The sequence below is a fragment of the Caballeronia ptereochthonis genome (assembly GCF_001545075.1).
Lineage (GTDB): Bacteria > Pseudomonadota > Gammaproteobacteria > Burkholderiales > Burkholderiaceae > Caballeronia > Caballeronia ptereochthonis.
Genome location: NZ_FCOB02000002.1, coordinates 273936 through 299936, shown reverse-complemented (window position 1 = coordinate 299936; position 26001 = coordinate 273936). Strand labels below are relative to the sequence as shown.

Annotated in this window: 23 protein-coding genes and 1 pseudogene; 14 read left to right on the top strand and 10 right to left on the bottom strand. The window is 64.4% G+C overall.

Features of this window, described 5'->3' with window-relative positions; all coding sequences use genetic code 11:
* The 3 genes from AWB83_RS03350 to AWB83_RS03340 form a co-directional block, all read right to left on the bottom strand.
* Positions 1-876, bottom strand: coding sequence for a branched-chain amino acid ABC transporter permease (locus AWB83_RS03350; protein ID WP_087042814.1), 876 nt, complete (start codon positions 874-876; stop codon positions 1-3).
* A gap of 99 nt (positions 877-975) precedes the next feature.
* Entirely contained in the window at positions 976-2241 is a 1266-nt protein-coding gene (locus tag AWB83_RS03345; RefSeq protein WP_087042813.1) for an ABC transporter substrate-binding protein, read from the bottom strand.
* A gap of 182 nt (positions 2242-2423) precedes the next feature.
* Positions 2424-3320 carry a LysR family transcriptional regulator gene (locus AWB83_RS03340; protein ID WP_087042812.1) on the bottom strand — a complete coding sequence of 299 codons (897 nt, stop codon included), beginning with the start codon at positions 3318-3320 and terminating at the stop codon, positions 2424-2426.
* Positions 3321-3409: 89 nt separating this feature from the next.
* Here AWB83_RS03340 and AWB83_RS03335 point away from each other — a divergent pair, with 89 nt between their 5' ends.
* From AWB83_RS03335 to AWB83_RS03310, 6 genes are all read left to right on the top strand, one after another.
* Positions 3410-4186, top strand: a complete 777-nt coding sequence (locus AWB83_RS03335) for an NAD(P)H-dependent oxidoreductase (RefSeq protein WP_087042811.1) — start codon at positions 3410-3412, stop codon at positions 4184-4186.
* Positions 4187-4311: 125 nt separating this feature from the next.
* The gene (locus AWB83_RS03330) at positions 4312-4938 is read left to right on the top strand and encodes a glutathione S-transferase family protein (RefSeq protein WP_087042810.1); all 627 of its coding nucleotides are present in this window, start codon (positions 4312-4314) and stop codon (positions 4936-4938) included.
* Positions 4939-4954: 16 nt separating this feature from the next.
* Positions 4955-5590, top strand: a complete 636-nt coding sequence (locus tag AWB83_RS03325; protein ID WP_087042809.1) for a glutathione S-transferase family protein — start codon at positions 4955-4957, stop codon at positions 5588-5590.
* Entirely contained in the window at positions 5472-6524 is a 1053-nt protein-coding gene (locus AWB83_RS03320; protein WP_341866673.1) for a 2-hydroxy-3-oxopropionate reductase, read from the top strand. Before AWB83_RS03325 ends, AWB83_RS03320 begins: the two co-directional genes overlap by 119 nt.
* 91 nt (positions 6525-6615) lie before the next feature.
* Entirely contained in the window at positions 6616-8259 is a 1644-nt protein-coding gene (locus tag AWB83_RS03315) for an acyl-CoA synthetase (protein WP_087042871.1), read from the top strand.
* A gap of 14 nt (positions 8260-8273) precedes the next feature.
* On the top strand, positions 8274-9053 hold the full coding sequence (locus AWB83_RS03310; RefSeq protein WP_087042870.1) for an enoyl-CoA hydratase: 780 nt from the start codon (positions 8274-8276) through the stop codon (positions 9051-9053).
* 4 nt (positions 9054-9057) lie between these two features.
* On the opposite strand, the gene AWB83_RS03305 is transcribed toward AWB83_RS03310, so the two are convergent.
* A complete protein-coding gene (locus AWB83_RS03305; RefSeq protein ID WP_087042807.1) occupies positions 9058-9441 on the bottom strand; it encodes a DUF779 domain-containing protein in 384 nt (127 codons plus the stop codon).
* Positions 9442-9792: 351 nt separating this feature from the next.
* Positions 9793-11313 (bottom strand): aldehyde dehydrogenase, encoded by a 1521-nt coding sequence (gene adh, locus AWB83_RS03295; RefSeq protein WP_087042805.1) that lies wholly within the window; start codon positions 11311-11313, stop codon positions 9793-9795.
* A gap of 573 nt (positions 11314-11886) precedes the next feature.
* Between adh and AWB83_RS03290 the strand changes: the two genes are divergently transcribed.
* The 3 genes from AWB83_RS03290 (at position 11887) to AWB83_RS03280 (ending at position 14231) form a co-directional block, all read left to right on the top strand.
* The gene (locus tag AWB83_RS03290) at positions 11887-13284 is read left to right on the top strand and encodes an L-lactate MFS transporter (RefSeq protein WP_087042804.1); all 1398 of its coding nucleotides are present in this window, start codon (positions 11887-11889) and stop codon (positions 13282-13284) included.
* Positions 13285-13306: 22 nt separating this feature from the next.
* Complete coding sequence (locus AWB83_RS03285; protein WP_087042803.1) at positions 13307-13444, top strand: MFS transporter small subunit; 138 nt, start codon at positions 13307-13309, stop codon at positions 13442-13444.
* Positions 13445-13922: 478 nt separating this feature from the next.
* On the top strand, positions 13923-14231 hold the full coding sequence (locus AWB83_RS03280; RefSeq protein WP_167389057.1) for a high-potential iron-sulfur protein: 309 nt from the start codon (positions 13923-13925) through the stop codon (positions 14229-14231).
* 13 nt (positions 14232-14244) lie between these two features.
* Here AWB83_RS03280 and AWB83_RS03275 read toward each other — a convergent pair whose 3' ends face one another.
* Both AWB83_RS03275 and AWB83_RS03270 read right to left on the bottom strand, forming a co-directional pair.
* The gene (locus AWB83_RS03275; protein ID WP_087042802.1) at positions 14245-14754 is read right to left on the bottom strand and encodes a DUF4019 domain-containing protein; all 510 of its coding nucleotides are present in this window, start codon (positions 14752-14754) and stop codon (positions 14245-14247) included.
* A 152-nt stretch (positions 14755-14906) separates the two neighbouring features.
* Positions 14907-15542 (bottom strand): hypothetical protein, encoded by a 636-nt coding sequence (locus AWB83_RS03270; RefSeq protein WP_087042868.1) that lies wholly within the window; start codon positions 15540-15542, stop codon positions 14907-14909.
* A 314-nt stretch (positions 15543-15856) separates the two neighbouring features.
* Here AWB83_RS03270 and AWB83_RS03265 point away from each other — a divergent pair.
* Positions 15857-16729 (top strand): annotated as a pseudogene (locus AWB83_RS03265) (endonuclease/exonuclease/phosphatase family protein).
* Here AWB83_RS03265 and AWB83_RS03260 read toward each other — a convergent pair.
* The 3 genes from AWB83_RS03260 to AWB83_RS03250 form a co-directional block, all read right to left on the bottom strand.
* Positions 16726-17793, bottom strand: coding sequence for a M14 family metallopeptidase (locus AWB83_RS03260; protein ID WP_087042801.1), 1068 nt, complete (start codon positions 17791-17793; stop codon positions 16726-16728). The pseudogene AWB83_RS03265 and the gene AWB83_RS03260 sit on opposite strands and share 4 nt — an antisense overlap.
* Before the next feature lie 19 nt (positions 17794-17812).
* Positions 17813-19006, bottom strand: coding sequence for a M20 aminoacylase family protein (locus tag AWB83_RS03255; protein WP_087042800.1), 1194 nt, complete (start codon positions 19004-19006; stop codon positions 17813-17815).
* A 127-nt stretch (positions 19007-19133) separates the two neighbouring features.
* Positions 19134-20030 (bottom strand): LysR substrate-binding domain-containing protein, encoded by an 897-nt coding sequence (locus tag AWB83_RS03250; RefSeq protein WP_087042799.1) that lies wholly within the window; start codon positions 20028-20030, stop codon positions 19134-19136.
* A gap of 205 nt (positions 20031-20235) precedes the next feature.
* On the opposite strand from AWB83_RS03250, the gene AWB83_RS03245 reads away from it, so the two are divergent.
* The 4 genes from AWB83_RS03245 (at position 20236) to AWB83_RS03230 (ending at position 25963) form a co-directional block, all read left to right on the top strand.
* The gene (locus tag AWB83_RS03245; RefSeq protein WP_087042798.1) at positions 20236-21552 is read left to right on the top strand and encodes an MFS transporter; all 1317 of its coding nucleotides are present in this window, start codon (positions 20236-20238) and stop codon (positions 21550-21552) included.
* A 565-nt stretch (positions 21553-22117) separates the two neighbouring features.
* On the top strand, positions 22118-22699 hold the full coding sequence (locus tag AWB83_RS03240; RefSeq protein WP_087042797.1) for a (2Fe-2S)-binding protein: 582 nt from the start codon (positions 22118-22120) through the stop codon (positions 22697-22699).
* A 10-nt stretch (positions 22700-22709) separates the two neighbouring features.
* Entirely contained in the window at positions 22710-23714 is a 1005-nt protein-coding gene (locus tag AWB83_RS03235) for an FAD binding domain-containing protein (RefSeq protein ID WP_087042796.1), read from the top strand.
* Between the two features lie 20 nt (positions 23715-23734).
* Positions 23735-25963: a xanthine dehydrogenase family protein molybdopterin-binding subunit gene (locus AWB83_RS03230; RefSeq protein WP_087042795.1), complete on the top strand. Its 2229-nt coding sequence runs from the start codon at positions 23735-23737 to the stop codon at positions 25961-25963.
* Positions 25964-26001 lie beyond the last annotated feature (38 nt).

The window sequence follows — 26001 nt, the reverse complement described above, 5'->3', positions numbered from 1 at the left end:
TCAGCGACGTCCGAGAAAGCCCTGCGGCCGCACGTACACGACGAGCACCAGCAGCAGCAGCGCGGGAAGCGGCCGCAGCGTCGGCGCGATGAGATATGCGGTCACGGTCTCCAGATAGCCGACGACATAGGCGGCCATCAGCGAGCCCGAGACGCTGCCGAGACCGCCCAGCACGACGATGGAAAACGCGCTCGCCGTGAGCTGTCCCGTGTTGTTCGTGCTCACGCCGAGGAACGACGCGAGCAGCACGCCCGCGATGCCCGCGAGCACGCCGTAGATGGTCCAGGCGCGCAGATAGATGCGCGAGAGCTCGAAGCCGAGCAGCGTCAGCCCGCGCGGATTCATCGATGCGGCGAGCAGCGCTTTCCCCGCTTTCGTGCGGTTCACGAAGAGCCACAGCAGGCCGATCACGACCCAGCACACCACCGCGATCATGATTTCGTTATAGGGCACGCGCACGCCGCCCAGGCTCGCGACGCCCGGAATGAGCGGACGCATCGTAATGGGGTTGTCGGAGAAGAGATAGGCCATGCCCTGCTGGATCATGATGCCCCACAGCAACGTGCCGGTCAGCACGAAGATCTCCTTCTCCTCGCGCGGAATCGCACTGGAGCGCTGAATGGGCCGCACCACCATGAAGTACGTGATGTACGCGGCGATCATCCCGCAGATCACGCCGAGCGGCGTGCCGAGATACGTGCCCAGACCCGCTTCGCCCGCGAGCGCCCAGCCGAGCAGCGCGGCGATGAGCATCACGCCGCCGTGCGCGAGATTGAGCACGCCGGATACGCCGAAGATCAGCGTGAAGCCGATCGCCCCGAGCGCGTAGAGCGAGCTGATCGCGAAACCGTCGATGAGAATTTGCAGTGGCAGCATAGCGGCCCTTGATGTCGATGCCAACGTGGAACCGGTCCCCGCTAAACGCGTGAACGAGCGAGCGGCTTCATGACGAAGCGCTCGCCCGTTTCAGCACATTCAGTTGGCCGCTGCCTGCACCTTCACGAAGGCCGGGAACTTGACCTTCGCGTTCGCCACCGACTTCGGCCAGATCGCCACTTGCTTGCCGTTCTGCCATTGCAGATTGATGCCGGTGATATAGCCCTCGCCGTACTTCAGCGCGTGCGTGAACTGATCGTTCTTGCCGTAGAACTGCCAGCGTCCGATCGTGCCGACGTAGTCGGTCTTCTCCAGTGCATCGACCATCTTGTCGGGATCGGTCGAGCCCTGGTTGCGATGAATCGCATCCGCGATGATGTACACCAGGTCGTAGCTCGTGAAGCCGTCATATGCGGGCGATACGCCGCCAAAGCGCTTCTGGTATGACTCGACGAAGGGCACGGTCTTCGGCGTGATCGCGACGCCCGGCGCGGCAGCGGATGCCGTGATGACGCCTTCCGTCGCGCCGTTGGTGTCCTTCCAGAAGCTCGTCGTCGTGGCCTGCGAGCTCTGGCCCGACATCGGAATCGGCACTTGCTGATCGTGCCATTGCACCGTCGGTTGCACGCCGACGTGGCTGATGCCCGTCGTGATCGTGTCCGGATGCTTCGCCTCGATCTGGTTGAAGATCGGCGTGAAGTCCGACGTGTCCGGGTTGAAGCGGATGTGATCGAGCACCTTCAGGCCCGCCTTCGGCAGGCATTCGAGGTAGCGCTCGTCGAGCGGCTTGGTCCACGCGGCGTCTTCGCTCATCACCACGGTCGTCTTCATCTTGAACTCGCCGACGAGCACGTCATGCGAGAAATCGCAGATGGACTGCGCGATGAACGCGGACGTCATCCAGCCATGGAAGGTGTACTTGTAGTTGGTGTAGTCGTCGTGAACGCGCTTGGAGATATCGTTGCTCGCCGCGCCCGGCGTGATGAAGGGCATCTTCAGGCGCGCGGACCACGGCTCCATCGCGAGCGCGACTTCGCTGATATAGCTGCCGATGATCGCGACCACCTTGTCCTGACTCGCCGCGCGCTGGAATGCGCGCACGCCGTCGGAGGCCGACGAGTGGTCGTCATACGCGATGATCTGGATCTGCCTGCCGTCGACGCCGCCGTGGGCGTTGATCTCGTCCGCCGCGAGCTGCGCGGCCTTGCTGATCGAAGCGCCCGCGACCGCGGACTCCTCGCTGATGACGCCGATCTTGATCGGCTCTCCTGCTGCGTGCGCCGTGGCCGAAATGCCCAGCCCCGCCATCACCGTACCCGTTGCAATGACGGTCGTCATTCCCCGCCACGCCTTGATCTTGGACATCCGCAGTCTCCTCTTGTAATCGAATCGTGGAGCGACGCCGGCCAGACACATGCAGCTATTAAGGATTTGCCGACAAACATTAGCACTCGCTTATCGCGCGCTGAATCAGTAATAACGATAAAGACGATCATGCGGAAACATCATGAGTCGCGATGCGGCAAAGCCGCGAAGTCACTACACTTTCAAACTGCTTTCGTAATGAACTCGCGCAGCCACCGATGCGCCGGATCGCGATGCACGCGCTCGTGCCAGTACATCGACATCTCGTAGCCCGGTACGTCGACAGGTGGCGCGACGATGCGGAGCGCGGCGCTGTCCTGCACGAGACGCGAAGGCAGCATTGCGACGAGATCGGTCGTCTCGATCAGCGAGCGCACGAAGAGAAAATGCGGCACGGAAAGCACCACGCGCCGCGACAGGCCCAGCGCGGCCAGCGCTTCGTCGGTGGGACCGTGGAAGCCGCCGCCATCGGGCGACACGATCACCTGGTCCAGCGCGCAGAACTGCGAGAGCGTCGGGCGGCGCTTCAGGCGCGGGTGATCCTTGCGGCCCGCGAGCACATAGCTTTCCGTAAAGAGCGCGCGCCGATGCAAACCGGCGGGCGCATCCGACGTGATGTGAAACGCGAGATCGATGTCGCCGAGCTCCGCTTCCTTCGCGAGCCGCGGCGGATTCGCCTCGACGACCGCGAGCCGCGTATTCGGCGCGACCGCGCGCAGCGCACCGAGCGCAGGCAGAAGCACGGTCGATTCGCTGTAGTCCGTCGCCGCGATGCGCCAGATGTTGGCGGCGACGGATGGATCGAAGGCTTCTTCCGGCGACACCGCGCGTTCGAGCGAGGCCAGGGCCTCGCGCAGCGGCGCGCGCAGCGCTTGCGCGCGCGCCGTCGGCCACATGCCGCGCGGGCCGGGCAATAGCAACGGATCGCCGAAGATATCGCGCAGCTTGGCCAGATGCACGCTCACGGAAGGCTGCGAGAAATGAAGACGTTCCGCCGCACGCGTGACGTTCTGCTCGGCGAGCAGGACATCGAGCGTGACGAGCAGGTTGAGATCGAGCCGTCTAAGCACATTATTCATTTTAATTCCTGCAATTCGAGATATTCATTTCCAATATACCTGAGCACGCCCTATTCTGGCCTCCTTCCGAGTTGAACTGGAGATGCTTCATGAATGTGCTGATCGTGTATGCCCACCCGGAACGCCGCTCGCTCAACGGGGCCATCAATGACTTCACGGTCGAGCGGCTGCGCAATGACGGCCATGCGGTGCAGGTCTCCGACCTGTACGCGATGAACTGGAAAGCCCCGCTCGATGCAAACGACGTCCGCGAACGCAATGGCGACACGCCGTTTCACCCGAGCCTCGATTCGAAACACGCATTCGAAAACGGCCTGCAAAGCCGCGATATCGAAATCGAGCAGGACAAGCTGCGCTGGGCCGATGCCTTGATCCTGCAATTCCCGATGTGGTGGTTCTCGATGCCCGCGATCATGAAGGGCTGGGTCGAGCGCGTGTATGCGTACGGTTTCGGCTACGGTGTGGGCGAACACTCCGACACCCATTGGGGCGACCGCTACGGCGAGGGAATGATGGCAGGCAAGCGCGCGATGATCGTCGTCACGACGGGCGGCTGGGAGTCGCACTACGGCCCGCGCGGCATCAACGGACCGATCGACGACATCCTGTTCCCGATCCAGCATGGCGTGCTCTTCTATCCCGGCTTCGACGTGCTGCCGCCCTTCGTCGTCTATCACACGAGCACCATGGACGATGCGCGCCTGCAAGCAACCTGCGATGCGCTCGGGCAGCGCCTCGACCGCCTCTGGGACGACGCACCCATCGCATTCCGCAAGCAGAATCACGGCGATTACGCGATTCCCCTGCTCACGCTGCGCGACGAACTCGCGGAGGGCCGGACCGGTTTCGCGGCACACGTCGAGTAAACAGGTTCGCGGCAAAACGCGGAACCCGGCTAAGATTGATCCTTCGACACGAATGCAGCGAAGGCATGGCGCGGCGACCCGCCGTCATGCCTTCGCCGGACGACACGTAAGGAGGAAGACATCGAATGCTGACGATCTGGGGCAGAGCCAACTCGGTCAACGTGCAGAAAGTACTGTGGTGCTGCGAGGAACTGGGACTCGCGTACGACCGCATCGACGCCGGCCTGAACTTCGGGCGCAACGACGAGCCCGAATACCTCGCGATGAACCCGATGGGCCGCGTGCCCACGCTGGTCGACGGCGATTTCGTGCTATGGGAATCGAACTCGATCATCCGCTATCTCGCGATGCAGTACGGCCCCGCCAGCACGCTCTACCCCGGCGAGCCGAAGGTGCGCGCGAGCGCGGACCGCTGGCTCGACTGGACGCTCTCCACGCTGCAGCCCGCCGAGCGCCCGGTATTCTGGGGCTATGTCCGCACGAGCCCCGCCGACCGCGACGTGGCGCAGCTCGCCGCCGCCGCGAGCGGGGTCGAGAAACTCTGGCGCGTCATCGATGCGCATCTGAAAGGCCGCACCTATCTCGAAGGCAGCACGTTTACGCTGGCGGATCTCGTCATCGCGGCGTATGCGCGCCGCTGGTTCGGCATCGCCGAGCTCGCGCGGCCCGCGCTGCCCGAGCTCGAACGCTGGTACGTGGGCATCACGCAGCGCACGGGTTTTCAGCGCTACGTCGCGCCCGCATTGACCTGAACCGGAACGCATCGCCATGACCATCGAGCTACATACCTGGAATACGCCCAACGGACGCAAGATCAGCGTCGCGCTGGAGGAAATGCAACTGCCCTATACCGTGAAGACGGTGAACATTTCCAAGGGCGAGCAGCACGCGCCCGGGTTCCTGCGCATCAGCCCGAACAACCGCATACCGGCGATCGTCGATCCTGACGGCCCCGACGGCCAGCCGATCAGCGTGTTCGAATCCGGCGCGATCCTGCTCTATCTCGGCGAGAAGACCGGCAAGTTCCTGCCTGCAGGCCTGCGCGATCGCGTACCGGTGCTCGAATGGCTGATGTGGCAGATGGGCGGCTTCGGCCCGATGCCTGGGCAGGTGCATCACTTCCGCATGGTCGAGGCGGAAAGCGATCGCCGCTATGGACTGAAGCGCTATTCCGATGAAACCCGCCGTCTTTATGGCGTGCTCGACCGGCGTCTGGCGCAAGTGGAGTTCGTCGCGGGACCGCTGTCCGTCGCCGATTTCGCGATTCTCGGATGGGCCTGGCGGCATGAGCGGCATCAGGTTTCGCTCGACGAGTTTCCCAACGTCAAGCGCTGGTATGAAGCGCTCTTTGCGCGCCCTGCCGTCAGGCGCGGCTTCGAGGTCAAGCTCGACGATCTCGCCTGACATCTCGTCTGAAGGCTTCACCGCACCGGAGGAAGACATGCAGAAAGCTGGCTTTATCGGACTCGGCATCATGGGCAAGCCCATGGCCGTCAATCTTCGCAAGAACGGCGTCGAGCTTGCGGCCTTCACGAGAAGCGGCGTGCCCGACGAACTGACGCAGGCGGGCGTCGTCGCGTGCAGGAGCCCGGCCGAAGTCGCATCGAAGGCCGACATCCTGTTCGTGATGGTGCCGGACACACCAGACGTGGAGCGCGTGCTCTTCGGCGAGAAGGGCGTGGCGGAGAAGCTGAAGGCGGGGCAGATCGTTGTCGATTTGAGTTCCATCTCGCCAATGGCCACGCGCGAATTCGCGGCGAAGGTGCGCGAGAAAGGCGCGGATTATCTCGACGCGCCCGTCTCCGGCGGCGAAGTCGGCGCGAAGGCAGGCTCGCTCACGATCATGGTCGGCGGCGCGCAGGCCACCTTCGACAAGGTCAAGCCGCTCTTCGAGATGATGGGCAAGAACATCTCGCTCATCGGTGAAGTCGGCGCGGGGCAAGTGTGCAAGGTCGCCAATCAGGTGATCGTCGCGGCGACCATCGAGGCGGTGGGCGAGGCGCTCCTGCTCGCGTCGAAGGCGGGCGTCGATGCCGAGAAGGTCCGCACCGCACTGATGGGCGGCTTCGCGTCTTCGCGCATTCTCGAAGTGCACGGCGAACGCATGACCAAGCGCACGTTCGATCCCGGCTTTCGCATCGAACTGCATCAGAAGGATTTGAACCTGGCGCTGGCGACGGCGCAATCGCTCGGCGTCGCGCTGCCGAACACGGCGACGTGCCAGCAACTCTTCAATGCATGCACGGCGCACGGCGGCAAGGCGTGGGACCACTCCGCGATGGTGCGAGCGCTCGAAATCATGGCAAACCATGAGATCGGACAAAAGCCGAAATGCTGACACTGTGGAATGGTGCGCCGGCGTCAGTCGTGTGTAAGCCACGCGGGCATAATCGGGAAAGCGCATCGAAATGCGCGCACAGGAGACGACGATGACAGCCGGCATGTACGACGATGGCCTTCCCAAGACGGCCGCCAACTTCGCGGCGCTCACGCCGCTCAAGTTCATCGAGCGCGCGGCATCCGTGTATCCGACGCGCCCCGCCGTCGTACACGGCAATGTGCGGCGCAACTGGGCCGAAACCTATGCGCGCACGCGGCGGCTCGCGTCGGCGCTCGCGGCGCGCGGCATCGGCTTCGGCGATACGGTGGCCGCCATGCTGCCGAACACGCCTGAAATGGTCGAAGCGCACTTCGGCGTGCCGATGACGGGCGCCGTGCTCAACACGCTCAACACGCGGCTCGACGCCGCCACGCTCGCCTTCATGCTCACGCACGGCGAGGCGAAGGCGGTGCTCGTCGATCGCGAGTTCTCGGACGTGATGTGCAAGGCCCTGGCGGACGTTCCGCAGAAGGTGCTCGTCATCGACGTGGACGATCCGCAGTACACCGGCGCCGGCGAGCGCATCGGCGAAATCGAATACGAGGCGCTGCTCGCGAGCGGCGATTCCGCATACGAATGGTCGCCGCCATCGGACGAATGGAACGCCATCTGCCTGAACTACACGTCGGGGACGACGGGCAATCCGAAGGGCGTTGTCTATCACCATCGCGGCGCGTACACGAATGCGCTGAGCAACATCCTCGAATGGGACATGCCGAAGCACGCCGTTTACCTGTGGACGCTGCCGATGTTCCATTGCAACGGCTGGTGCTTTCCGTGGACCGTCGCGGCGCGCGCGGGCGTGAACGTGTGCCTGCGCCGGATCGACGCGAAAGCGATCTTCGATCTGATCCGTAACGAGGGCGTCACACACTATTGCGGCGCGCCGATCGTGCAGAACCTGCTCGTCAACGCGCCCGACGAGATGAAGGCCGGCATCGACCAGAAAGTCCATGCGATGGTCGCCGGCGCCGCGCCGCCCGCCGCGATGATCGAAGGCATGGAACGCATGGGTTTCCAGCTGACGCACGTGTACGGCCTGACCGAGGTTTATGGGCCCGCCGCCGTCTGCGCGCAGCAGGCCGAATGGAGCGAGCTCGATATCGGCGAGCGCGCGCGGCTCAATGCGCGTCAAGGCGTGCGCTATCACCTGCAGGACGCGGTCGCCGTGCGCGATCCGCTGTCGATGGAGCTCGTGCCGCCGGATGGCGAGACCATCGGCGAGATCATGTTCCGCGGCAACATCACGATGAAAGGCTATCTGAAGAACCCGGCCGCGACCGGGGAAGCGTTTCGCGGCGGCTGGTTCCATACGGGCGATCTGGCCGTCGCGTATCCGGACGGCTATGTGCGCATCAAGGATCGCAGCAAGGACATCATCATCTCGGGCGGCGAGAACATTTCGAGCATCGAGGTCGAGGACGTGCTGTACCGGCATCCCGCCGTGCTTGCGGTCGCCGTCGTGGCGAAGCCGGATGCGCGCTGGGGCGAGACGCCCTGCGCCTTCGTCGAGCTGAAGACGGGCGCACAGGCAAGCGCCGAGGATCTGATCGCGCATTGCAAGCAGTATCTCGCGGGCTTCAAGGTGCCGCGCGCGATCGAGTTCTGCGAGCTGCCGAAGACATCCACCGGCAAGATCCAGAAGTTCGAGTTGCGCAAGCGCGCGGGGTCGGTGGCGGCCATTGATGTTTGATGGAGAACATCTCGATGAGCGAACTGATCCAGATCGAACGCGACGCGTATGACGCCAGGGGCGTCGTCAAGCTCACGCTCAACCGTCCGGAAGCATTCAACGCGCTCTCGGAAGCGATGCTCGAAGCGCTGGAGCGCGCGTTGCAGGAGGTCGCCGCATCGGACGCGCGCGTGGTCGTGCTGGCAGGCGCGGGCCGCGCGTTCTGCGCGGGACACGATCTGAAGGAAATGCGCGCCGAGCCCGCGCTCGATTACTATCGCGAGCTCTTCGCGCGCTGCTCCCGCATGATGCTCACGATCCAGCGCATGCCGCAGCCGGTGATCGCGCGCGTGCAGGGCATCGCGACGGCAGCGGGATGTCAGCTCGTCGCGATGTGCGATCTCGCCGTGGCGTCGAGCGACGCGCGTTTCGCGGTTTCGGGCGTGAATCTCGGGCTGTTCTGCGCGACGCCGAGCGTGCCGCTGTCGCGCAACGTATCGCGCAAGGCGGCGTTCGAGATGCTCGTGACGGGCGAGTTCATCGACGCCGCGACGGCGCGCGAGCGCGGTCTGGTGAACCGCGTCGCATCGCCCGGCGAACTCGACGATGCGGTCCGCACGCTGGCTGCCGCGATCGCCGCCAAGCCGCGCGAAGCGGTCGCGGCGGGCAAGGGCTTGTTCTATCGGCAGCTCGAAACCGGCATCGAAGCCGCATACGCGCTCGCATCGGAAACGATGGCCTGCAACATGATGGACGACGCCACGCTCGAAGGCACGCAGGCGTTCATCGAGAAGCGTCCGCCGCGCTGGGACTGAAGCCTCAGCTCACGTGCTCGACCGGATGCTGTTCGAGCCACGCGTTCTCCTCGTCGCTATAGAGGCGTGAACGCGTGAGAAAGCGCAGCCCGGTCGGACGCTCCAGCGAGAACATGCCGCCGTTGCCCGGCACGGCATCGATGATGAGCTGCGTGTGCTGCCAATACTCGTATTGCGATTCGGTCATGTAGAACGGCACGCCGCCAATCATGCCCAGCTTGACGTCCGAGCCGCCGATCATGAACTCGTTGACCGGAAAGCACATCGGCGCGCTGCCGTCGCAGCAACCGCCGGACTGGTGGAACAGCATGTCGCCGTGCTCGGCCTTGAGTTTTTCGATCAGTTCGATCGCGGCTGGTGTGGCTGTGACGCGGGATACTTCGCTCATGGTTTTCTCTTTCTCGCTTGCTTCTGCTTTCGTAGAATCCTGTATTCGTGTCGGTCTATTAGCACTGCCCCTCCCCGGGGCGGGAGTCACTTTCTTTGCTGCTGCGAAGAAAGTAACCAAAGAAAGCAGCTTTGGGCCCGGAGTGCCACGGGCGGACTCGTCGTCATGGTCCGGGGTGACTCAGCCCCTAAGTGTCGCCCTCAAAGGACTCCCCCGGCTTGGCCCGCGCACGATCTGCCAAGCCAGTGCGTTCAGGGCACTGGTTCAGCTCCAAAGCGTTCCGGCCCGCTTCGCGGCCGTTGGGTCTTCTTCTTTTCAAGGGCCGCCGTTTTCCGGCGGCCCCCTCTCGCCTTAGAAGAAGCCGAGCGGCTTGTCGCTATAGCTGACGAGCAGGTTCTTCGTCTGCTGATAGTGATCGAGCATCATCTTGTGATTCTCGCGTCCGATGCCCGACTGCTTGTAGCCGCCGAACGCCGCGTGCGCCGGATACGCGTGATAGCAGTTGGTCCACACGCGCCCCGCCTGAATCGCGCGGCCGAAGCGGTAGGCCCGCGTGCCGTCGCGCGTCCAGACGCCCGCGCCCAAACCGTACAGCGTATCGTTCGCGATTTCGAGCGCCTCTTCCTCGTTCTTGAAGGTCGTCACGGAAAGAACCGGCCCGAAGATTTCCTCCTGGAAGATGCGCATCTTGTTGTGACCTTTGAACACGGTCGGCTTGATGTAGTACCCGTTCTTCAGCTCGCCTTCCAGCGTGTTGCGCTCGCCGCCCGAGAGGCACTCGGCGCCTTCCTGCTTGCCGAGATCGATGTACGACAGGATCTTCTCCAGCTGCTCCTGCGAGGCCTGTGCGCCGATCATCGTCTTCGTGTCGAGCGGATGGCCCTGCGCGATCGCCGCCACGCGCTTCAGCGCGCGCTCCATGAAGCGCTCGTAGATCGACTCCTGGACAAGCGCGCGCGACGGGCACGTACACACTTCGCCCTGATTCAGCGCGAACATCGCGAAGCCTTCGAGCGCCTTGTCGAAGAAGCTGTCGTCGGCGCTCAGCACGTCCTCGAAGAAGATGTTCGGGCTCTTGCCGCCCAGCTCCAGCGTGACGGGAATCAGGTTCTGGCTCGCGTACTGCATGATGAGACGGCCGGTCGTGGTCTCGCCGGTGAACGCGATCTTCGCGATGCGCTTGTTGGAGGCGAGCGGCTTGCCCGCCTCGAGACCGAAGCCGTTGACGACGTTGATGATGCCCGGCGGCAACAGGTCTGCGATGGTTTCGAGCAGCACCAGGATGGAAGCAGGCGTCTGCTCGGCCGGCTTCAGCACGACGCAATTGCCCGCGGCCAACGCCGGCGCCAGCTTCCAGACAGCCATCAGGATCGGGAAGTTCCACGGGATGATCTGCCCGACGACGCCCAGCGGCTCATGGAAGTGATAGGCGACCGTATCGTGATCGATCTCCGAGATCGAGCCTTCCTGCGCGCGCGCCGCGCTCGCGAAGTAGCGCATGTGATCGATCGCGAGCGGAATGTCCGCGGCCATGGTTTCGCGCAGCGGCTTGCCGTTGTCGATGGACTCGGCCACCGCGAGGCGCTGCAGGTTCGCCTCCATGCGATCGGCGATCTTCAGGAGCAGGTTCGCGCGATCCGTGACCGAGGTCTTGCCCCACGACGCCTTCGCGGCATGCGCCGCGTCGAGGGCGGCTTCGATGTCTGCTTCGCGCGAACGCGGAATCGACGTGAAGGGTTCGCCGGTGATCGGCGAGATATCGTCGAAATACTCACCGCCCGCAGGCGGCACCCACTTGCCGCCGATGAAGTTGCCATATTGCTTCTTGTACGGGTACTCGGTGCTCAGGAACTGCATCTCTGCGTGATTCATTTCTATGTGCTCCTCGCATGTCGACGTGAACGGGCCGGCACTGCCGAAGTCCGGCGCCGGTCGCTCTTGTTTGCGAGTTCCATGCCATCGTTCGCGCGATGAAGTCGTCGGCGCGCAAGCCGCTGCGGCATGCGGGTCCGCGGCGCGACGTCAGGGTTATTACGAGGTGCGCGCGAACTGTTCACATACAGAACACCTGCCTCGCGCTGTAGCGATGCGGTACAGCGCCGCCCCGTTCGTCACATGAAGTTCACATGGCCGTCAAAGCGTCACGGATGCGCGCGCATTGCCGCGCGAGCCGCGCCAGGCCTGCGGGCAAACGCTTATGGCACAAGTGTTCATATTGCAAAGCGCCTGGCACTTGTCTATGTTCTTGCCCAGCCGTGGCAAACCGTCGCACCCATATGTCGTTACATTGCATGTTTGGGCGTCGCGAAATGGCCTTGCGATCGGCGATGCGGACCGCGTCGCCGATCGCATGAACCACGGCGGGCCGCTGCCCGGCGACCCCGGCAGCCACCGCAAGCAATGACGAGCGCGCACATGCATTCCCAGCGCGCCACGGAGACCACAATGAACAGCACCACCAATCAAGGGGCCGCGCACGGCCCGACGCGCTTCTTCTCCAAGGAGGCGACCATCGCACGGCCCGGGTTCTCGCGCTGGATGGTGCCGCCCGCCGCACTCGCTGTTCATTTGTGCATCGGGCAGGCGTATGCGTTCTCGGTGTTCAATGCGCCGCTCACGAAGGTCATCGGCATCACGCAGTCCGCGCCGGATGACTGGTCGCTCACCACGCTCGGCTGGATCTTCTCGCTCGCGATCGCGTTTCTCGGCCTTTCGGCGGCGTTCGCCGGCAAGTGGCTGGAGAAGGTCGGCCCGCGCCGCACGATGTTCACCGCTGCCTGCTGCTTCGGGGGCGGCTTCCTCGTCGCGGCGCTCGGCGTCTATCTGCATCAGATCGTGCTGCTCTATCTCGGCTACGGCGTGATCGGCGGCATCGGGCTCGGTCTCGGCTATGTGTCGCCGGTGTCGACGCTGATCCGCTGGTTTCCGGACCGCCGCGGCATGGCGACGGGCATGGCGATCATGGGCTTCGGCGGCGGCGCGATGATCGCGGCGCCCGGCTCCGTCGCGCTGATGAACCACTTCAAGAGCGCGACGAGCGTCGGCGTGGCCGAAACGTTCCTCGTGCTCGGCGTGCTGTACTTCATCTCGATGACGATCGGCGCCCTCGCGATCCGCATTCCGCCCGCGGACTGGAAGCCGGCCGGCTGGACGCCGCCCGTGACCGCCAACAAGATGATCACGAAGAACCACGTGCACATCGACCAGGCGCTCAGGACGCCGCAGTTCTATCTGCTGTGGCTCGTGCTGTTCCTGAACGTGACGGCGGGCATCGGCGTGCTCGGACAGGCATCGGTGATGATTCAGGAAAGCTTCAAGGCGTCGGTCACGGCGGGGGCGGCGGCGGGCTTCGTCGGGCTGCTGTCGCTCTTCAACATGGGCGGGCGCTTCGTGTGGGCGTCGGCGTCGGACTGGATCGGCCGCAAGAACACGTACTTCGTGTTCTTCGTGCTGGGCGCGGTGCTGTATTTCCTCGTGCCGCAATTCGCGAGCGCCGGCAACATCGCGCTTTTCGTGCTCGCCTACGGCGTGATTCTGTCGATGTACGGCGGCGGCTTCGCCACCATCCCCGCGTATCTCGCGGACATGTTCGGCACGGCGTTCGTCGGCGGCATTCACGGCCGGCTGCTGACCGCCTGGGCCGCGGCGGGCGTCGCGGGTCCGGTGCTCGTCAACTACATCCGCGCGTACGAAGTGGCGCACGGCGTGGCCAAGGCAGATGCCTATACGATGACGCTGCACATCATGGCCGCGCTGCTCGTGATCGGCTTCCTCTGCAACCTGCTGATCGCGCGCGTGCACGAGAAGCATCACATGAACACATCGGCGCAGACCGCCAGCTGAGATTGAAAAGAGGAGATCCGCAATGAATACCCGTATCGATGCTCAGGAAGGTGGCTCGTCGAACAAAGGGCTGCTTTTGCTGTTCTGGGCGTATGTGCTCATTCCGCTCGCATGGGGTGTGACGAACACGCTCACGCAGGCGGTCAAGCTGTTCCAGTAAGCCGTCGGCAAGCGTCCTTTATGCGCGCCGGGCGGTCGACTTCGTGTCGGCTTCCGGCGCGCAGTCGTTTCAGCGCCCGCGATCCGCCACTTGTCGCAAGCTGCGGTGCGCGAGCGCGCTCAAGATGAGCGTGCCGCCAACGAGCGCCGCCAGATACGCGCCCGCCACGATCCAGTCCATTCCAGTCACGGTCGTTCTCCTTCGAATTGATCCGCGGCCGGGACGCCGCGGGAATGATTCACGCGATTGCAACTGCGTTCTTGGCTGATTTACGGCACGTGCGCGCAAAGGTTTAACGGTGCGCGCCGGTGTTGAAGGAGAAAGCCGAAATCGCGCGGCGCATAAACAGACCGATCGTTCGATTCTCAAACATGTGCCGCCGCGCGTGAAAAAGGCGCGAAATCGCGCGCCGGCGTATTGTTCGACTAGCGCCTCGGCGCACACGAAAACAACCCACGATCCCAAAGAACGGTCCGCCATGAAGAACGTATCCCGCCGCAGCTTCATGATTTTCAGCCTCGGCATGGGCTCGGCGCTCTGGCTCTCGCGAGCCGACGCCGATGCGCCGCATCTGAGCGAAGCCGACCCGGCGGCCGTCGCCGTCGGCTACAAGGAGGACGCCGCGAAGATAGACAAGTCGAAGTACTCGAACTATTCCGCCGGGCAGACCTGCGCAAACTGCTCCCTGTTCCAGGGCAAGTCGACGGATGCCTGGGGCGGCTGCACGCTCTTCGGCGAGAAGCTGGTGGCCGGACGCGGATGGTGCGCGTCCTACACGAACATGTGATGCGACGTAGCGTTCAGCGCACCGAATACCCGGCGAAACGCCAGACGTTGTCCGGGTCGAGAATGAACGTCACCATCTCGCGCGCCGACTGCGCGACCTGACTGAACTGCGTATCGAAGAGCACGTTGATATAGGCGCCGGCGGGCAGCTTGCCGGTGCCGTCGTATCGGTAGTGCCGGATACCCATCGGCATGCGCATGCCGGGCGCGCCGAACTGCGCGCGATCATGCGCGATCTTGTTCAGGAAATCGTCGCGCGAAATGATCCGTTTGGCGACGGGCGACGCGCCATCCCACACCTCTCCTGCCTTGCCCTCGTCGATCGTCCTCACGATGTCGAGCGCGACCTGAGCGATATCCTGGTCTTGCTTGTCCAGGACGGCTTGCTGCTCCCTGGTGAGCGACCGGGGTGCCGTGGACTGAACCGGCTGTGGCACGAGCTGTGCCGGTTGTTGCGCCTGGCTTGCGATGCCGTACGACATCAGCAGGAGCGCGCCGAGCGAAAGTTCGATGCTTGCTTTCATGATCCGGACGACATCCTTTTGTTGATGGTGCGAATCGCATCTTCGGCACCGCGATGAAAAATCAGAACCCGGCATCGCATGAATGAACGAGGAGACACGGCCGATTTTCCGGTGCGTGCTCCTCGCGCAATGACAAAGCCGTGCCTCCGCCCTTACTTGACGATCACTCCGTTGCGGGTGACGTCGATCGCGGTAGCCGCGAGGTACGTCGCCATGACGCTGTCTCCTACCTTGAGCTTGTCGAGCTGGACATCGGGCTGAACCTGCAGCGTCACCGTGCGCTTCGGACCGGTAAGCGTCACTTCGCGAGTCTTCATGTCGATTTTCTGAATGACGGCCACGACTTGCACGCCGGCCGTCTTCACGACGACACCGCCCGATGCGGGCGTCGTCTCTTCCGCCTTCACACGCGACAGCACGCCTTTGGGATCGACCTTGTCCGCCGAGATCAGCAGCGCACCGCGATACGCCACGTGCACTTCGTCGCCCACCTTGAGTTTCCTGACGTCGGCGACGGTGGGGTCGACATCGATCACGACCGTGTTGCCTTTCGGACCCTTCACTTCCACGCTGTTCGTATCGGCGAAGACCTGCGTGACCGTCGCCGTGAGGTTGATCCTGGCTGCCTCGCCCACGCCTTGCACCGCGCTGGCGGCATTTGCGGGACTGGCGCCCGAGGCCGGGCTCGCGGGTTGTTGTGCCTGAGCGGCGGACAGGAACACGAGGGCTGCACCGGCCGTAGCCGTTGCCGAAAGGATTCGAACGAGATGGGAAATGCGTTGCTGCATGAGTTGCTCCAAACGGAAATTCAGACCACGCGGGCCTGAGCAAAAGGATGACTAACGTTCGGATCCATTCGAATGGCTGCCCGTCCTGACACGGACAGATTCGTAAGCGTGCGAAACGTCGCCAGATTCTTATGTGCCCGGTGTGTCTAATCAAGAGCGATTTGCCGCGATTTTCAGCAGGTTTGGAACAATTCGATGAAATTTGACATCCACCCGCGTCGCCGGCCGGACATCGGTAGAAATCGACGGTAGCCAGGCGGGGCACGATTGATGCGACCTGAGCGATGAACGCAACACAACGGATCAGGTTACTTATGAGACTCGTCGACTGGAACATCCAATGGGGACGCGGCGTGGACGGCCGCGTCGATCTCGCGCGCATCGTCACCTAAGCGAAGGAACTGCACGATTTCGACGTGCTGTGCCTGCAGGAAGTGACGCGCGGCTTCCACGAAAGCGAACAGGCGGGCGGCCTCGCCGGCCATCCGGGCGCCGATCAGTTCGCCGAGCTGGAACAACTCATTCCGGGCGCGACCGTCATGGACTGCATCGGCTCCGATCTGCCGCCCGCGGGCGCGGGCCTCGCGCGGCGGCAATTCGGCAACGCGATCGTGAGCCGCCTGCCAGTGCGTCAGGTACTGCGCCATTCATTGCCGTGGCCCGCCGATCCGGCGAAGCCATCGATGCTGCGCGTCGCACTCGAAGCCGTCATCGATACCGACGTCGGCCCGCTGCGCATCATCAGCACGCATCTGGAGTTTTATTCGGAGAAGCAGCGGCTCGCGCAGATCGCGCGCCTGCGCGAGCTGCATGCCGAAGCCTGCGATCATGGGCGCCGCCCGGCGAAGGCCGAGAGCCAGTCGAGCCCGTTCGCCGACACCGCGCGGCCGAGCTCCGCGATCATCTGTGGCGACTTCAACAGCGCGTTCGAAGCGTCGGCGTATCGCGCGATGCTCGAGCCGTTCGCCGATGCGCCCGCGTTCGTCGATGCCTGGACCTGCGCGCATCCGAACGAGCCGCGCGCGGCGACCGTCGGCCTGTACGATCACGATCAATGGCCCGATGGCCCGTTCGCATGCGATTTCATCTTCGTGACGGAAGATCTGAAGCCGCGCATCGTCGGATGCGAAGCGGATCAGCAGAGCCGGTCATCGGATCATCAGCCGATGTGGCTCGAACTGCGTTAGACGCCCTCTTCGCGCGACAGGCCGTACAGCGCCTGCAGCACGGCCGCGCGCGCCTGTCCGATGATCATGCCGCGCCACACATCGTCGTCGATGCAGAAGGCCGCGCGAATCTGCTTGCGAATCGCGGCCTTCAGCGCTTCGGGCGCGTGCGGATGATGCCGCACCCAGACGTCCGCGCGCAGCATGTCGAGCATGTCGGTGAGCGGCACGGTTCCGTATTCGATCGCGATCGCCGCGTTCGCCGAGTGGGGGCACGTCTGCCGCAGCGTATCGAGCAGCGGCCCCGCGACGTCCGCCGCGATCGACGTGCCGTCCGACGGGCTCGTCACGTCCGCGCCCCACCAGCGTCGCGCGCGCTGCACGTCGCCGACGCAGATTTTCGCGCCGAAGCCGCGCGGGCCGAGTCCCGTATGAAAGTCGATCCAGCCGATCGACACGCACGTTTCGCCGTATTCCGCGAGCACAGCCCGCATCGTGCGCGTGCTCCACGCAGCCTCCGCGCCGCCGTAGAACATGCCTTGCGGATGCGTGTACTGCCCCGTCGTCACGGCTTGCTGATACGCCCATTGCCCGCGCGCTTCGATATAGCCGCGAATCGCCGCCACATTCGCCTCGTCGGGCGGCCAGTTCGGGGGCACCAGCAGCTCGTGCAGTTCCGCATAGGCCGGGTTCCGCGGCAGAGGTCCGGCAAAATCCACGCTGTTGCGATTCAGGTCGACGTTGCCTTCCGTCGTGCGGCTCAGATGAGAGAAACCATAAGGATTGGTCGCATGAACGAGCAGCATCGCGACACCGAGCCTGTCCATCAGCGCGGCCAGCACGTCGTCGCGCATCAACGCGATCTGCGCGCCCGAGCCGCAAAAGCCCTCGACGCCATGCGTCGCGGACGTGAGCACGAGCAGGCGCTTCGCATCGGCGGGACCGATGCGCACGATGTCGGTTGCGAGCGTCTCGCCTTCGAGGCCGATGACGCCATCCAGCACGCGCGTATCGACCGCGCGCTTGCGCTCGGCGGCCGTATCGAGAAATCGTCGACGCGCATCGCGGTAGGTCGATGAAAACATGTCCACCTCCTCCGTTGCGTCAGGCGCGCGCGAGAAACTTCTCGACGAGCCGCACCCAGTACGTCGCGCCGAGCGGCAGCAGTTCGTCGTTGAAGTCGTAGCTGCTGTTGTGCAGCATGCACGGACCGATTCCGTGACCATGCTCGCGATGCGCGCCCAGCCCGTTGCCGATATACGCATAGCAGCCGGGCCGCTCCAGCAGCATGTACGAGAAGTCTTCGGCGCCCATCGTCGGATCGACGCTGGTGTTCACGCGCTGTGCGCCGACGATGTCGCGCATCACGCCCAGCGCGAAGTGCGTCTCGGCTTCGGTGTTCACCGTCGGCGGATAGTTGCGCAGGAAACTAACTTCGGCCTTGCAACGATACGCCGCCGCCGTCGCCGCGACGATCTCCTTCGTGCGCGTCTCGATCAGATCGAGCACGTCGACGGAAAACGTGCGCACGGTGCCGGCGAGCGTCGCGGTCGTCGGAATCGCGTTGACCGCGTGGCCCGCCTGCATCCGCGTGATCGAAAGCACGGCGGCATCGATGGGGCGCTTGTTGCGCGTCACGATGCTTTGCAGGCCGGTGCCGATCTGCAGCGCCGTGAACACGGGATCGACGCCGTCGTGCGGAATGGCCGCATGCGCGCCCACGCCTTCGATGCGGATCTCGAACTCGTTGCTTGAAGCCTGCGTCGCGCCGACGCGCGCGCCGAATTCGCCCGCCGGCATGCCCGGCCAGTTGTGCAGTGCGAACACGGCATCGACGGGAAAGCGCTCGAACAGTCCGTCTTCGATCATCGCCTTCGCGCCGCCGCCGCCTTCTTCCGCCGGCTGGAAGATGAAGACGACGGTGCCGTCGAAGTCGCGATGCTTCGCGAGATATTGCGCGGCGCCGAGCAGCATCGCGGTGTGGCCGTCGTGGCCGCACGCGTGCATCTTGTTCTCGTGGCGCGAAGCGTGCGCGAAGGTGTTCAGCTCGGGAATGGGCAACGCGTCCATGTCGGCGCGCAGGCCGATCGCGCGCTTGCCCGCGCCTTTCCTGAGCACGCCGACGACGCCCGTCTTGCCGAGCCCGCGCGTCACTTCGATATCCCAGCCCTCGAGCTTTTGCGCGACGAGCTCGGCGGTGCGCGCTTCTTCGTAGCAAAGTTCGGGATGCGCGTGGATATCGCGGCGAATGGCCTGAATCTCGTCGCGCGACTGGGCGATCTCGGGAATGATCGACATGCTTTCCTCTTTGTGTGAATGGGTCAACGAACGGCACGGTCATGCCCGATGCATTGTCGATGGCCGGAATTCACAGGGAAAGCTGATATTTCTTGTCCGTGACTTAAGGAAAGCTTTAGCTTCAGTCTCAAGCCTCGCGCGGCGGCAAGGCTCCATGCGAACGCAATCGAATGCGCTCCTGCACGACGCTCATCACTGAATGGCGATCGTGAATCCTGCGCTCCAGCATGCCGACCACGCGGCGCGGCGTGTTCTTTGCGAGCGGCAGCACGCGCAGCGCGGGATCGCTGGCCCACGAGCCATATTCGAGCAGCGGCACGACCGACACGCCCGCATCCTGCCGCACCAGTTCGACGATCACTTCCAGCGAATTCAGTTCGAGGAACTCGTTCACCACGAGCCGGTTGTGCTTGAGCGCGCGCTCGATCAGTGCGCCGGTGCGCTGCGCGCGATCGAAGCGCAGGAACGGACGGTTCGCGAGCATCTCGGCGGCGCTCGCGGGCGCGCTGCCGGGCGAACCGATCGCCACGAGCGGCTCGGAATAAAGCGGCGTCCAGTTGAGGCTCGCCGGCGTCTTGCCCGCCATCTCGACGATCACCGCCGCATCGATCTCGCCCGCCTCCACTTGCGGCGCGAGCGCGAGCGCCTTGCCGGTGAACAGCCGCACATCGAGCCGCGGATACTGACCTTTCAATTCGGTGACGACGGATGCGAGCGCGCCCATCGCCGAATCGACCGCGCCGATGGAAACCGACCCGGCGATCTCATCGTCGAGGCCGGTGAGCCGCATGCTGTCGTACAGCGCGACGATGCGCTCCGCCTGCGGCAACACCTGCTTGCCGATGCTCGTCAGCCGGTTCGTGCGCCCCACGCGGTCGAAGAGCGGCCGCTTCAGATCGTCTTCGAGCGATTGCATCTGCATGCTCACGGCGGCTTGCGTGAGCGCGACCTTCTCGGCGGCTGCCGCGAAAGAGCCGTAGCGCGCGACGGCGATGAAGGTGCGCAGGAAGCGGATATTGCTCATTTGGCCTAGAGGCAATCCTGATCGTTCGATCAGGTTTCCTTGAGTGTCAGTTCAGAAATTCTATATTTTCTTATTTCAACCAGGCGTAATGTTTGCGTGTTGCAGCGGCTTGCGCGCCTGCCCGGCAAGCCATGAGAAAGCGGATGTCGCCGCACGAAAACAGACCGGCATTGATCAATCGCCCCACGCCCACGGAGTGCATTCGATGAGCACCGTACTACCTGCAGCACACGCGGCCGACCAGGACGCCGCGCTCAATCTGTCCGGCCGACGAGCCATCGTCGTATCGACCATCGGCAATGCGCTCGAATGGTTCGACTTCATGGTCTACGGCTTCTTCGCGGTCATCATTGCGAAGCTGTACTTTCCCGCGACGAATCCCACCATCTCGCTGCTCGCGACCTGGGCCACCTTCGGCGTCGGCTTTCTGACGCGGCCGCTCGGCGGCATCGTGCTGGGCGCGGTGGCGGATCGCGTCGGGCGCAAGTCGGCGCTCACGCTGACGATTTCGCTGATGGCCGTCGGCATCGCCATCATCGCGTTCGCGCCGACGTATGCCGCGATCGGCATCGCCGCGCCCTTGCTGATGCTGCTGGGCCGCCTGATCCAGGGCTTCTCCGCCGGCGGCGAAGTGGGCTGCGCGACGGCGTTCCTCGTCGAATACGCGCCCGCCAACAAGCGCGGCTATTTCGGCAGCTTCCAGATGGTCGCGCAGGCCGCGGCGAGTCTCGCGGGGTCGTTCTTCGGCGCGGTGCTCACGCGCACGCTGAGCCCCGAGCATCTGAACAGCTGGGGCTGGCGCATCCCGTTCGTGATCGGTCTGCTGATCGTGCCGGTCGGTCTCTATCTGCGTTCGAAGCTCGATGAATCCCCCGTGTTCGTCGACAAGGCGCAGAAGAACGAGCTGACCACGCGCCCGATCCGCGATACCGCCACGAAGCACTGGATGCCCGTCCTCGCGGGCTTCGGCCTGACGGTGTTCGGCACCATCGGCACGTACATCTTCCTGCTGTATTTGCCGACGCACGCGACGCGCGTGCTGCACATGGCGCTCACCGACGGCCTCATCAGCTCGACGATCGGCGCGCTCGTGTATCTCGTCTGCTGCCCGATCTTCGGCCGCCTGTCCGACCGCATCGGCCGCAAGAAGCTGATGGCCACGGCCCTCGCACTCTCGCTCCTCACCGCGTATCCGATCTTCGCGGTGCTGACGGCGCATCCGAGCCTGGCCGTGCTGATCGTCTGCCAGGCGCTGCTCATGACCTACCTCGGCATCTTCCAGGGCTGCTATCCTGCGTTCATTTCCGAGCTGCTTCCCTCGAGCGTGCGCTCGACGGGCATCTCGGTGAGCTACAACGTGGCGGTGATGATCTTCGGCGGCTTCGCGCCGGCCATCGTGCAATGGCTCACGATGACGACTGGCGACCCGCTCTCGATCTGCTATTACGTGATCTTCGGGAGCGCGGTCGCGCTTCTGACGATTTTCCCGCTGCGCGATCGCTACAGCGAAGCGCTGGCTTGAGCATGCTGCATCGCGCTCGCAAGCAAGGAAAATGGGCGGCCCGCACTGAGGATCGATGCGCTTAAGTCTGATTTAAGAAAGCGCGCTTACTCTGAAGTCTGACCGACCCACCCTCCTTCCGGCCGCGCAAGCGGCCATTTTTTTTGGAGCGACGCGATGCAGATGATCCTGCGCCTGATCCTGATCCTCGTGGCGCTCGTCGCATTCACGACGGTCGGCGTGTTCATTTTTTCGCTCTTCGCGCGGGGCGTGCTCCCGCACTGACGCTCTCGCCTGTCGCGCACGCCGGCCGAAAAGGCGTCCAGCGACCACGGGCATGTTTCATGCGCTGGCGTTCGATCAGGAAAGTTCCGCGGCGGCTGCCTATACTGGCTTGAGTGTCGATATTCGCTGCACCGTCGGCGTTCGAAAGTCCTGCGCGCGACGCGCAGATCCTTTCCCGCCGCTCTTTCCCAGCACCACCGGCGCCCGACACGCTTCGCCGCATCTTCGTCTTTCTCACATCCTGCCGCTCTTGCCGCTTCAGTGCGGCTTTTGCGCGATCGCCATTCCAGGAGAATGCCCGATGCCACAACGTCCTGTCCCCCAATCGAAAACCACGCACGCCGATACGCCGAACAAGAGCCGGCGCGCCGATGCACTCACGCCGACGCCGCCCGAGACCGGCGCCGCGAACGTCACCTTCACGCTGACGGTCAATGGCCGCGGCCATACGCTTTCGCTGGACCCGCGCACGACGCTGCTCGATGCGTTGCGCGAGCATCTGCATCTCACCGGCACGAAGAAAGGCTGCGATCACGGCCAGTGCGGCGCATGCACCGTTCATGTGAACGGCCGCCGCGTGAACTCATGCCTGTGCTTCGCCGCCGCGTGCGATGGCGACACCGTCACGACCATCGAAGGCATCGGCGAAGTGGATGCGCTGCATCCGCTGCAGGCCGCGTTCGTCGAATGCGACGGTTATCAGTGCGGCTACTGCACGGCCGGTCAGTTGATGTCGGCGGTCGCGCTGCTCAACGAGCCCATCGGCCCGAGCGACGACGACGTGCGCGAAGCGATGAGCGGCAACCTGTGCCGCTGCGGCGCGTATCAGAACATCGTCGCGGCGATCCAGTCGGTGCGCGCCACCAAGCCTTCGGCCAAGTAAGGAGAGCGACATGGAAACGTTTCAGCTCTCGCGCGCGCGCGACATGCGCGAAGCGATCAATGCCGGCGCGCTCGCGCATACCGCGCAGCAAGGCGCGGAAGTGCGCTTTCTCGCGGGCGGCACGACGCTGCTCGACCTGATGAAGCTGAACGTCGAGCGGCCGATGCGCGTGATCGATATCAGCCGCCTGCCGCTCGATGCGATCGAGGCGACGCAGGACGGCGGCGTGCGCATCGGGGCGACCTCGCGCAACTCGGACCTCGCGCATCATCCGCTGATTCGCGAGCGTTACGCGGTGCTGTCGCAGGCGGTGCTCGCGGGCGCCTCCGCGCAGTTGCGCAACATGGCGACGACCGGCGGCAACATCCTGCAGCGCACGCGTTGCGTGTATTTCCGTGACACGGCGTCGCCTTGCAACAAGCGCGAGCCGGGCAGCGGATGCTCGGCGATTCAGGGCGTCAATCGCATGATGGCCATTCTCGGCACGAGCGAATCGTGCATCGCGAGCAATCCGTCGGACATGTGCGTGGCGCTCCAGGCGCTGGAAGCGACGATTCACGTCGAAGGCACGGGCGGCAAGCGGGCGATTCCGATCGACGAGTTCTTTCTGCTGCCGGGCGCGACGCCCGATCGCGAGAACGTGCTCGATGCGGGCGATCTGGTCACGCACGTCACCTTGCCGCCGCCGGTGGAAGGCGCGCGCTCCGCTTATCTGAAGCTGCGCGATCGCGCGTCGTATGAGTTCGCGCTGGCGTCGGCGGGTGTCGTGATCGGCGTGAAGGATGGACGCATCGCGCACGCGCGCGTGGGTCTCGGCGGCGTCGGGACGAAGCCGTGGAGATCGCGAGAGGCGGAGAAGGAGCTGCAGGACGCGGCGCCCGACGAAGCCACGTTCAGACGCGCCGCCGATGCCGCGCTCGCCGATGCGAAGCCGCAAAGCGAGAACGGCTTCAAGGTCGAGCTCGCGAAGCGCTGCATCGTGCATACGCTCGAGATGGTCACGCAAACATCCTGAATACGACCGAGGAACCGAACATGTCCACCGCGCCCGACATCACGCAGTCCTTCATTGGACGGCCCCAGTCGCGCATCGACGGACCGCTGAAGGTCTGCGGCCGCGCGACTTATACCTCCGACGTCGACTTGCCCGGCATGCTGTATGCCGTGCCGGTCGGCGCGACCATTGCGAGCGGCAGGATCACGTCGCTCGAATTCGCCGCCGCGCAGGCCATGCCCGGCGTGAAGCTGATTCTGCATCGCGGCAATATCGGCCGCTTCTATCGCATCTCCGGCAATTCGATCGATACCGGTTTCGTCGACGAGAACCGCCCGCCGTTCGACGATGACATCATCCGCTATTACGGGCAATACGTCGCGCTCGTCGTGGCCGAAACCCTGGAAGCGGCGACCGCCGCGGCCGCGGCGATCAAGGTCGGCTATGACAAGACGCCGCACGACGTCAGCGCGACGCTCGGGGCCGACAAGGAACTCGACGTGCACAGCAAGCGCGGCGACCCCGACCAGGCCTTCGACGACGCGCCCGTGAAAATCGACGAGACCTATGTCACGCCGGTCGAAACGCATAACCCGATCGAACTGCATGCGACCGTCGCGCACTGGAACGGCGAAAGCTATACGTTCTACGAGACGAGCCAGGCCGTCACCAATCATCAGGGCACGCTGATGCAGATGATGGGCCTGCCGAAAGAGAAAGTGCGCGTGATCTCGCGCTATCTCGGCTCGGGCTTCGGCGGCAAGCTGTGGATGTGGCCGCATTCGCTGCTCGCCGCGGCCGCGACGCGGCAAACGGAACGGCCCGTGAAGCTCGTGCTCTCGCGCAAGATGATGTTTCAGAACGTCGGGCACCGGCCGACCACGCAGCAGCGGATGCGGCTTGCGGCAACGCAGGACGGCAAGCTCGTGTCGCTGCGGCACGATTTCGTGAATCACGCCGCGCTCGCCGACGAATACATGGAAGACTGCGGCGAAGCGACGCCGTCGATGTACAGCACGCCCAACCTGCGCGTGACGGGCGGCACGGTCAAGCGCAACGTCGGCTCGCCCACGGCGATGCGCGGTCCCGGCGCCGTGCCCGGCTTGTTCGCGCTCGAATCGGCAATGGACGAGCTCGCCATCGCGTTGAAGATGGACCCGGTCGAGCTGCGTCTGCGCAATGAGCCGAGCGTCGATGAAAGCACCGGCCTGCCGTTCTCGTCGCGGCATTTCGTCGAGTGCCTGAAGACCGGCGCGGAGAAGTTCGGCTGGTCGAGGCGCACGCCGGAAGTCGGTTCGATGAAGCGCGACGGGCTCACGCTCGGCTGGGGCGTCGGCGCATGCAGCTGGCCGGGCTTGCGCTTCTCCGCGGATGCGACCGTCGATCTGCGCGCGGACGGCAAGGCGCGCGTCGCGTGCGGCACGCAGGATATCGGCACGGGCACGTACACGATCCTCGCGCAGCTCGTCGCGGAACATACGGGCATTCCGCTCGACAGGATCGAGGTCGGTCTCGGCGATACGGCGCTGCCGCTCGGGCCGGTGTCGGGCGGATCGGCGGCGACGGCGTCGGTGATTCCGGCGGTATCGGATGCGGTTCGCGCCGCCGTCAGGACGCTGCTTGCGCGGGCGGCGCAGACCGAAGGTTCGCCCTTCGCCGGCGCAAAACCCGAAGAACTCGCGATGACCGGCGGCCAGGTGCATCGCAAGAACGAGCGGCCGGAGAGCGGCGTGCCGTATGCGCAGATACTCGAAGCGGCGAAGCTGCACGCGGCGTCGGGAAGCGGTAGCGCCAAGGGCGGCTTCGATGATCCGCTCAAGAAGAAGTGGTCGATTCATTCATTTGGCGCGCACTTCGCCGAAGTGACCTGGGAACCCGCGACCGCGCGCCTGCGCGTGAGCCGCGTCGTGACCGTGATCGATGCCGGCAGGATCCTGAATCCGCGCGCCGGGCGCAATCAGATCGAAGGGGCGGTGGTGATGGGCGTCGGCATGGCGCTGTTCGAGCACACGGTCTACGACGATCGCAGCGGCGCGCCGATCAACAGCAACCTGGCGGATTACGTCGTCGCGACCAATGCCGATACGCCGAAGATGGACGTCACCTTCCTCGATTATCCGGACACGATCTTCAACGAACTCGGCGCACGGGGAATCGCGGAGATCGGGCTGGCGGGCATCGCGGCGGCGATCACCGGCGCCGTGTATCACGCGACGGGCGTGCGCGTGAGGAAGCTGCCGGTGATGATCGAGGATTTGCTCAAGGCATAGCGAGTCGTGGGTTGCCGTTCGAGCCCGGTCTTTCGTGA